This is a genomic window from Brevibacterium sp. AGC70 (assembly GCF_057334195.1).
This window is the reverse complement of the sequence record NZ_JBHFIH010000009.1, coordinates 236,309-238,796: the sequence shown is the minus strand read 5'-3', so window position 1 is coordinate 238,796 and position 2,488 is coordinate 236,309. Positions and strand designations below refer to the sequence as shown.

2 protein-coding genes are annotated in these 2,488 nt (G+C 63.2%); both read left to right on the top strand.

Going from position 1 to position 2,488, the window contains the following annotated elements; all coding sequences use genetic code 11:
• Window positions 1–142 precede the first annotated feature (142 nt).
• Window positions 143–847 (top strand): ribonuclease H family protein, encoded by a 705-nt coding sequence (locus ACE03M_RS06575; RefSeq protein ID WP_485933220.1) that lies wholly within the window; start codon window positions 143–145, stop codon window positions 845–847.
• Window positions 844–2,442 carry an ABC-F family ATP-binding cassette domain-containing protein gene (locus ACE03M_RS06570; protein ID WP_485933219.1) on the top strand — a complete coding sequence of 533 codons (1,599 nt, stop codon included), beginning with the start codon at window positions 844–846 and terminating at the stop codon, window positions 2,440–2,442. The genes ACE03M_RS06575 and ACE03M_RS06570 overlap by 4 nt, the downstream gene beginning before the upstream one ends.
• Window positions 2,443–2,488: the final 46 nt, after the last annotated feature.

The window sequence follows — 2,488 nt, the reverse complement described above, 5'->3', positions numbered from 1 at the left end:
CCCCACCTCGGCGATATTCATGACCGGGTCGCAGCTGTGGCGTATCGGTCGGGCTGGAAGGGGTTGCGGACATCACCTGCCCTGAATGCAGGGGACCAGGCTCGGCATGAAAGAATGAAGACCGACTTTCCTAGGAGAACCATTGACGATCATCGCGGCCGCAGACGGGTCAGCTCTCGGCAACCCCGGACCCGCCGGCTGGGCCTGGTACGTCGACGATGACTGCTGGCACGCCGGCGGCTGGAAGGAATCGACGAACAACCGCGGCGAACTCATGGCCGTCCTCGACCTGCTGAACTCGACAGCGGAGGCCGAGGAGGATCTCAAGGTCTTCTGCGACTCGAAATACGTCATCAACGCACTGACGAAGTGGATGCCCGGCTGGAAGCGCAAAGGATGGAAGAAGGCTGACGGCAAGGACGTCCTCAACAAGGATCTCCTCGAACAGCTCGATTCCGCGCTGAAGGACCGCGAGGTCGAATTCGAATGGGTCAAGGGCCACAGCAACCACGCAATGAACGAAGCTGCAGACGACCGTGCGCGGGCAGCCGCCACTGCGTACCAGAAGGGCACCACGGTTCCAGCCGGACCCGGATACGTCCCCGCGGGGACGTCCCGGTCGATCACGGCGGCCTCAGGTGCTGACGCACCGGTCGCCGAGGAAGCTCCTGCCGACGGCGAGGCTCCGGTCGCCGACGACGCGTCGGGAGCAGAGACCACCACGCTCGTGTCCTGTCGAGTGCCCACTCACATTGCAGACGAACTCGTCTCCCGAGCACAGGCTCAGGGAATCCACCCGCAAGAATTCTTGGCCGATATCATCGGCCGCAGTTTGGAGAATGAATGATTTCCGCCTCTGGTCTCGAAGTCACCGTCGGTGCACGAACACTGATGTCCGAGGTGTCCTTCCGTGTGGACAAGGGCGACCGTGTCGGCCTTGTCGGACGCAACGGGGCAGGGAAGACCACCCTGACGAAGGTGATCATGGGAGGTCATCCCGCCTCGGCGGGCGATGTCTCCGTGTCTGGGACAGTGGGGTACCTGCCACAGGATCCCCGCAGCGGGGATCTGCAGGCCACAGGAATGGAGCGGATCCTGTCCGCCCGTGAACTCGACGTCCTGATCAAACGCCTGCGCAAGGCCGAACGCCAGATGGCCTCACCCGATGAGAACGTCTCGGCCAAGGCCATCGATCGCTACCCGCGCATTGAATCCGAATTCATGGCTGCCGGGGGCTATTCCGCAGAGTCAGAGGCCTATGCTATCGCTGCCAACCTCGGTCTCGACGAGGACCTCATCAGCCACGAGATCGGAACCCTCTCCGGTGGTCAGCGGCGTCGCGTGGAGCTCGCGCGGATCCTGTTCTCGGCTCCGGACACGATGATCCTCGACGAACCGACGAACCACCTCGATGCGGAATCCGTGCTGTGGCTGCGCGACTACCTCAAGGGATACTCCGGCGGTCTCATCGTCATCAGCCACGACCTCGACCTCATCGATGAAGTCGTCAACAAGGTGTTCTTCCTTGATGCAACTCGCCAGACCATCGACATCTACTCGATGGGCTACCGTCTCTACCTCAAGCAGCGCGAAGACGACGAGCGCCGACGCCGTCGCGAGCGTGCGAACGCGGAGAAGAAGGCATCGGCGCTGACTGCGCAGGCGAACAAGATGATGGCGAAGGCCACGAAGACCGTGGCCGCACAGCAGATGGCCAAACGCGCCGAACGCCTGTTGGCCGGACTCGATGACGAACGCAGTTCCGAAAAGGTCGCCAACCTGCGCTTCCCCGCCCCTGCCGACTGCGGGCGGGTGCCGCTGACAGCGGAGGGACTTTCGCGCAGCTTCGGCTCGACAGAGGTCTTCACCGGCGTCGACTTGGCCATCGACAAGGGCTCACGCGTGGTGATCCTCGGCTACAACGGTGCTGGCAAGACGACATTGCTGCGCCTGCTGGCCGGCCTCGACGAGCCGGACTCGGGTGAGGTCGTCCCCGGGTTCGGACTCAAGCTCGGCTACTATGCGCAGGAGCATGAGACGCTCGATCTCGATCGCAGCGTGTTGGAGAATATGAAGCGCAATTCCCCGCACCTCGATGACACCGCGGTGCGCAATGTGCTCGGTTCGTTCCTGTTCTCCGGCGATGACGTGCACAAGCCCTCAAAGGTGCTCTCCGGTGGTGAGAAGACCCGTCTGGCGCTGGCCACACTCGTGGTCTCCAGCGCTAACGTCCTCCTCCTCGATGAGCCGACGAACAACCTCGATCCGGCCTCTCGTGAAGAGATCCTCTCAGCCATCCGCCGCTATGAGGGCGCCATCATCCTCGTCACCCACGATGAGGGAGCCGTCTCCGCGCTCGACCCCGACCGTGTGCTGCTGCTGCCCGACGGCGACGAGGACCTGTGGAACGACACCTACCTGGATCTCGTCACACTGGCCTGAGGCTCGACCTCTTCGCCGGTGGTCCCAACGACGACCGGTTCAGGAG